We start from the raw sequence: 6,621 nt of genomic DNA on the forward strand, positions 1-6,621 counted from the left end.
TTAAAACTCCAAAGCTAAATTATTGCAGACTAAATTGCACATCGATTTGTTCACCATCACGTTCTATAGTGATATTGGCATCTGTACTATTACGCAGCTCGTTGATAGCTGACATAGCCTGTTTTAAATCTGTTAATTGATAGCCATTTATAGAAATAGCCAAATCGTTATTTTTTAATCCCATTTGTTTAAACAGTTCAGGCTCTTTACCTGGACTTAAACGATATCCGATTAGTTCGCCATCATTCATGGCTTGTGAAACACGTATATAGTCAAATAACTTGCCCGGTTCTTCGAGTAACTCTTCACGTGTTTCTATAATTGCTTCTTTAACGTCTGGGTCTGCAGTGGCGTCTATTTGTAATTCACTTGGCTCTAATTTTTGCGGACCCATTTCGGCATCGTCACGCGCAGCGAGTACAGGCATAGATACTTTTTTACTAAAATCGAGCCCATCAAGCATTAATGTTTCAAAACCTCCATTAATACCTAAAATAACACGATCAGGCAGTATCTGCGCTACTTCAGCGCGCGTGCCAAGTACAACTTCTTCAACAAGGTAGCTTACTTGCTTACCTTGTGATTCAATAATTGCTATGCCTGCTTGGTCATCATTATTAACAGCTACAATACCGGTTAAATTAATACTTAGGCGTGTTTCTGGCGCATTATTTATAACCTGCGATTGCTTTGCAGTATTATTGTTGTTTGTTACAGTTTTTTTACCAAATAAGAATTGCTCAACAATATGCTGCGCAGAGTTATTACTCGCACCAGATGACTGATTAGCATGATGGCTAGGGGTAAGCAGAGTTATCGGTGGTTTTGGCCATAAAAGCCAAACTAGCTTTGATAATAAAAATGCAAGATAAACAACAACTAAGAGTGTCACTAATGCACTTAACTTAGCATGCGGTAAACGAGTTAAAAATTGTTTTAGTTGTTGGATTTGCTGTTCCATAAATAGTGTTCTTATTTTAATTTACTGCGTTAGCGCGTACCCATAGTACCCTTTCATTTTTCTTTCAACAAGCACACTAATATTAAACTTTGTAAACAGATTAAATTAACTTTACATAACCGTATAAAAAGTAGACGGCTATTGTAATACCTTCATCCTACGATGATTTCATGATAAATTTTAAGCTATAAAACGTGGGGAAATGCCTTATGAGTAAAAAAAGTAACGCTAATACCAACTCAGACCATGCGGATGGGTTAAAAGTTCGATTAGATAAATGGTTGTGGGCTGCGCGATTTTATAAAACTCGTGCTATTGCACGTGAAATGGTACAAGGCGGCAAAGTGCATTATAATGGACAACGTACAAAAGCGAGTAAAATAGTAGAAGTTGGCGCAAACATAAAACTTGCACAAGGAGTAGATGAAAAGCTGATAACCATACTCTCAGTGCTTGAAAAACGCCAAAGCGCCCCCATTGCACAGACCATGTATCAAGAATCTGATGCCAGTATTGCTAAACGCGAAGAGAACAGCATCGCACGCAAAAATAACAGCTTTTTTGCCCCCCATCCGGATAAAAAACCGGATAAAAAGCAAAGACGCGAACTTTTAAAAATGAAATCAAGTTAGGTATAGCCGCTCATGCAACAAGATTTACTTCACCGTTATTTATTCAACGAACTAGATGTTCGTGGCGAACTCGTACAAATCGAGAGTGCTTATAATGAAATGATTGCCGACCATAATTACCCAGACCCTGTTAAAGCATTACTTGGTGAGTTACTCGTTGCAACCTGTTTACTTACTGCTACCTTAAAGTTTGAAGGGGAAATTGCTGTACAGCTTCAAGGTGATGGCCCAGTTAAATATGCTGTTATAAATGGTGATGACAAACAAAATATGCGTGGCATTGCACGCCTGCAAAGCGAAATTGCGGGCACAACTGTAAAAGAGCTTATTGGCCAAGGCTATATGGTAATCACTATTACCCCTGAAAAAGGTGAACGCTACCAGGGTATAGTGCCGCTAGAGCATGATACTCTTAGTGAATGTATTGAAAGTTACTTTGAGCAATCTGAGCAGCTAAAAACACGTCTTTGGTTTGCAACTGACACTACTGAAGGTAGCGCAAAAGCATGTGGTCTATTTTTACAAGTGCTTCCAGTTGATAAACAAAAATCAATTGAAGACTTTGCACACCTAGAAGCATTAAGTAACACGATTAAAAATGAAGAGTTGTTACACTTAGATGCGAACACTGTTCTTACACGTCTTTATCACGAAGATAATCCTCGCGTATTTGAACCTCAAGCTATTAAATTCAAATGTGGTTGTAGTCGTGATAAAACAATTACTGCACTTGTTAATATTGGACAAGAAGAACTACTCAAAGATGTAGCTGAGAAAGGGACTGTTAACATTAACTGTCATTACTGTTTAAAAGAGTATGTTTTTAACGAACAAGACATAAAAAGCATTTTCAACTAAATGTTCAGCTTCATTTATATATAGTAATTAAAGCCGCAAAATATGCGGTTTTATATTATAAAAAGATGATACCGGTGTCATGAATTTTGTTAATTTACTGACACCGGTATCATTGAAATTATTCATGTTTTTTAGCAAATATATGTGTTTTTAGAGGCTTTACGGGCTCGAATATCTCAAAACCTTCTGTTACTATAATTTCAGCTTAAGGGCACTGATAACCCCAGAGCTATCCCGTTCAAACTCTCACACATTATAGTTAGGTATAAACATGACTACAGGCGCTACACGTTTTGTCGATTTAACCGCAGCTGAACTTGTCGAGCATGCGATCCGCCGTGGCGAAGGTACTTTAGCCGCAAATGGTGCTTTTGTTGCAATTACAGGAAAACGAACTGGCCGTTCACCAAAAGATCGTTTTATTGTTCAAGAAGCAACAACTCAAGATGACATTCAATGGGGCAACGTTAACCGCCCATTTGATGCAGAAAAATTTGACGCATTATGGGCTCGCGTAGAAGCACATGTTCAAAGTAATGACCACTTCACCTCTCACCTAGAAGTTGGCGCTGACCCTGAGCATTATCTACCTGTAGTCGTAACTACAGAAACAGCGTGGCACCATATTTTTGCCAAAAACATGTTTATCGAACCACAAAACTATAACGCCTCAAACTTACCACAATGGCAAGTAATGAACGTTCCTTCGTTTGTATGCGAGCCGGAACGTGATGGCACAAATAGCGATGGCACCGTTATTATTAACTTTGCACAGCGTAAAGTATTACTAGCAGGTATGCGTTACGCCGGTGAAATGAAGAAATCGATGTTTTCTGTACAAAATTTCCTACTACCAGCAAAAGGTGTGTTACCAATGCACTGCTCTGCTAACGTTGGTGAAGCAGGTGATACAGCATTGTTCTTCGGTTTATCTGGTACAGGTAAAACAACGCTTTCAGCAGATCCAACTCGCTTTTTAATTGGTGATGACGAACACGGTTGGGCACCTGGAAGCGTGTTTAATATTGAAGGCGGTTGTTATGCTAAGTGTATCGACCTATCACAAAAGAATGAGCCTGTAATTTGGAATGCTATTCGCTTTGGCACTATTTTAGAAAATGTAGTGTTAGATGAAAAAGGCATTCCAGATTTTAACGATACTAGCCTTACTCAAAATAGCCGTGCAGCATATCCACTTGAACACGTTGAAAAACGTAAAGTAGAAAACCGCGCAGGCGAACCAAAAGCTGTTGTATTTTTAACTTGTGATGTAAGCGGTGTATTACCACCAGTTTCTATACTTAGCGAAGAAGCTGCTGCTTTTCACTTTTTAAGTGGATACACAGCAAAAGTTGGCTCTACTGAAATTGGCTCTACTAGCGATATTGAATCAACATTTTCGACATGTTTTGGCGCACCATTCTTCCCACGCCCTGCTGGTGTTTACGCTGAGCTTCTTATGAAGCGTGTACGCGAGTTTGGCGCTAAAGTGTACCTTGTGAATACAGGCTGGACTGGCGGCCCTTACGGCACAGGTAAACGTTTTGATATTCCAACTACTCGTGCAGTAATTGATGCAATCGTATCTGGTAAATTAGCGGGTGTTGAAACTCAGCACATTGATGCTTTAAACCTAGATGTACCGGTAGCCGTTCCTGGTGTAGATACTAACTTACTTAACCCAATCAATACTTGGGAAGACAAAGCTAAGTACAATGAATATGCAGCAAAACTAGCCGCTGACTTCACTGAAAACTTTGCTAAGTACGATGTATCAGACGATATAAAAAATGCAGGACCTAAAGCTTAAATAAGCTTCAAGCTTGTATTTTAACGCCAGCCAAGGGCTGGCGTTTTACTTTCTAAATACCTAATTTAATAAGTGCGACAAAATGCCGCACAACTCATATCAAAAACCATATAATATACCGCGTAATTAATCATTCCTTAATGCCCAATAAACCTGCATTACTCATTACGGCTATTTAATTAATGACACTAAAGCTTTCATGGCGAAAAACATTCAGGCGGTTACATTTATACTTAGGCCTATCAGTAGGTGTTTTACTTACTATTATCACTCTTTCTGGCTCTATATTAGTTTACTATCCGCAAATAGACTTACTGCTAAATCCAGCAAATGACGCTACTACAAACATAAAAACGCCTAATTGGGATCAAGCATATAATACGCTAAGAGCAAATTTCCCTTCAAAGCAAGGGCCATGGCGATTAGAAAACACAGGTATAAACTCAGTAATTCCCGCGCGATACTACAATCCAACAGAAACAAAAGAACAAGGCTTTGCCCCCTTAATGGTATGGCTATCTAGCAGTAGTGATAAAGTAATACGTAAAAACTATTGGGGAAAATACTTAGTAACTTGGATATACAACTTACATTTTTCATTACTAACAGGAGCAACAGGCACTCTAGTTGTTGGCTATATAGGCATAGCCACATTACTTCTTATTATCTCTGGATTCTTCGCTTGGTTTCCAAAACCTGGGCAATGGATAAAATCGTTAAAATTTAAACGTCGCAGTTCTAAAATAGGTCTACTTTATGACTGGCATAAACTTATTGGTTTGGCTTTGTGCATGCCATTATTAGTTTTAACTGCTACAGGCATTATGCTCGCTATTCCAAAACAAACGGACCCTGTATTAATCGCTCTAGTTAGCGATATAAACTCTCCCTCAAAAACACAAATACAAGCGAACAAACAATCCAATATTCCTTTATCAAAAGCGATCTTAATAGCTCAAAAAGCATTACCAAGTGCGCGTTTAGCTTGGATTGAAACACCCTCAAACTTAAATGCGGTTTACAGATTTAGGTTTCAAACTAACAATGACCCTTCTTATCGCTTCCCGCATAGCTATATCGAAGTTAATGCATCTACAGGGGAACTAGAGAGCCTGTTTAATATAGATAAGCAAAGTACAGCTAGCAAAATTAAAAACTGGATACACCCTCTACATGACGGCAGCATTGGCGGTAACATTTTAAAAGTCATTTGGGTGTTAAGTGGCTTCGGATCTGCTGCATTGTTCATTATCGGCGTATATAGGTGGTTAGTTAGAACCAAGAGAATACAAAATAAACTTTAGTTGAAGGAGTACATGAATTGCTTTTCAGTAAGTCTTGTCGATAGTTTTCTAATATAAAGTATATGGCCTTCGTTAATCTTAGGATTAAAAATTAATAACGCTCAGTACATATGAAATTAAAGCAGCCCCTAACCGCCTACCATGCTATAAAACAATTAATAAGGGTAGTTAATACTGCAAGTTTAGATAGGCACTCCATGAACACTATTATTTAAAAACCTCATGCCCATTAGATTTAAGTTCTATGCGTAAACCTCTGTATCAACCTCTGCCTAACTATTTTTATTCTCTTCAGTAACCTACCCAAAGCGTATATAAAAGCTTAAAGGTCATGTTCAATACTTATCACAAGACCAGATAATTAACGCTTTTATATTAGGTCAGATGTTAAACCAATTGGTATTATTTACCCACGGTACAAATGCTACCACTCATTGTCGAGCGGAGGTTTTTTATGCTTTTGACGTCGGGAGTCGCTACGCTCGCCCGCCCTGCGTGATGATGTTGATATGAGTGTGTGTTAATTGCGCACATTTTACTTTTCTGCAGACGTAAAAAAGCCCGACTATTTCTAGTCGGGCTCTCTACAATTTGAAGCTTGGTGGTGTCGTAGTGCCCACAGCGGTAGAAAGTCACATAGCAAATGCTACACTATCGTTGGCCGGGGCTAGCCTTCGAGCTGTTTGGTTTCACTACTTAGTTCGGCATGGGTTCTTGGCTATTTATTAAATCCCAGATAGCAAAAAACCCGTCACATTGCTGTAACGGGTTTCTTTAATTTGAAGCCTGGTAATGTCGTAGTGCCCACAGCGGTAGAAAGTCACATAGCAAATACTACACTCTCTTTGTGTCGGGAGTCGATACGCTCGACCTACCTACGTGATGGGGGGGGCTGTGGGTGCTGTGAGTGTGTGTTAATTGCGCATATTTCACTTTTCTGCAGACGTAAAAAAGCCCGAATCGTTAGATTCGGGCTTTCTACAATTTGAAGCCTGGTAATGTCCTACTTTCACATAGCAAATGCTACACTATCATCGGCGCTGTTTCGTTTCACTA

At 39.1% G+C, this 6,621-nt stretch carries 5 protein-coding genes; 4 read left to right on the top strand and 1 reads right to left on the bottom strand.

The genetic code is table 11. The features are described 5' to 3' along the window. Positions 1–19: 19 nt before the first annotated feature. The gene (gene gspC, locus H5088_RS19620) at positions 20–961 is read right to left on the bottom strand and encodes a type II secretion system protein GspC (protein WP_182754327.1); all 942 of its coding nucleotides are present in this window, start codon (positions 959–961) and stop codon (positions 20–22) included. Between the two features lie 209 nt (positions 962–1,170). Between gspC and hslR the strand changes: the two genes are divergently transcribed. From hslR to H5088_RS19640, 4 genes are all read left to right on the top strand, one after another. Beyond that, the gene (gene hslR / locus H5088_RS19625) at positions 1,171–1,593 is read left to right on the top strand and encodes a ribosome-associated heat shock protein Hsp15 (RefSeq protein ID WP_002962027.1); all 423 of its coding nucleotides are present in this window, start codon (positions 1,171–1,173) and stop codon (positions 1,591–1,593) included. Between the two features lie 12 nt (positions 1,594–1,605). Further along, on the top strand, positions 1,606–2,451 hold the full coding sequence (hslO, locus tag H5088_RS19630) for an Hsp33 family molecular chaperone HslO (protein WP_182197423.1): 846 nt from the start codon (positions 1,606–1,608) through the stop codon (positions 2,449–2,451). 271 nt (positions 2,452–2,722) lie between these two features. Continuing rightward, positions 2,723–4,261, top strand: a complete 1,539-nt coding sequence (locus tag H5088_RS19635) for a phosphoenolpyruvate carboxykinase (protein WP_182754330.1) — start codon at positions 2,723–2,725, stop codon at positions 4,259–4,261. A gap of 182 nt (positions 4,262–4,443) precedes the next feature. Continuing rightward, complete coding sequence (locus tag H5088_RS19640) at positions 4,444–5,565, top strand: PepSY domain-containing protein (protein WP_182754333.1); 1,122 nt, start codon at positions 4,444–4,446, stop codon at positions 5,563–5,565. Positions 5,566–6,621: the final 1,056 nt, after the last annotated feature.

Source organism: Pseudoalteromonas sp. SR43-3 (genome assembly GCF_014163875.1).
GTDB classification, from domain to species: Bacteria; Pseudomonadota; Gammaproteobacteria; order Enterobacterales; family Alteromonadaceae; genus Pseudoalteromonas; species Pseudoalteromonas distincta.

What these genes read in the sequence shown, in the direction of transcription:
- gspC (WP_182754327.1), bottom strand. Translation starts at nt 961, where the DNA reads ATGGAACAGCAAATCCAACAACTAAAACAATTTTTAACTCGTTTACCG.
- hslR (WP_002962027.1), top strand. Translation starts at nt 1,171, where the DNA reads ATGAGTAAAAAAAGTAACGCTAATACCAACTCAGACCATGCGGATGGG.
- hslO (WP_182197423.1), top strand. Translation starts at nt 1,606, where the DNA reads ATGCAACAAGATTTACTTCACCGTTATTTATTCAACGAACTAGATGTT.
- H5088_RS19635 (WP_182754330.1), top strand. Translation starts at nt 2,723, where the DNA reads ATGACTACAGGCGCTACACGTTTTGTCGATTTAACCGCAGCTGAACTT.
- H5088_RS19640 (WP_182754333.1), top strand. Translation starts at nt 4,444, where the DNA reads ATGACACTAAAGCTTTCATGGCGAAAAACATTCAGGCGGTTACATTTA.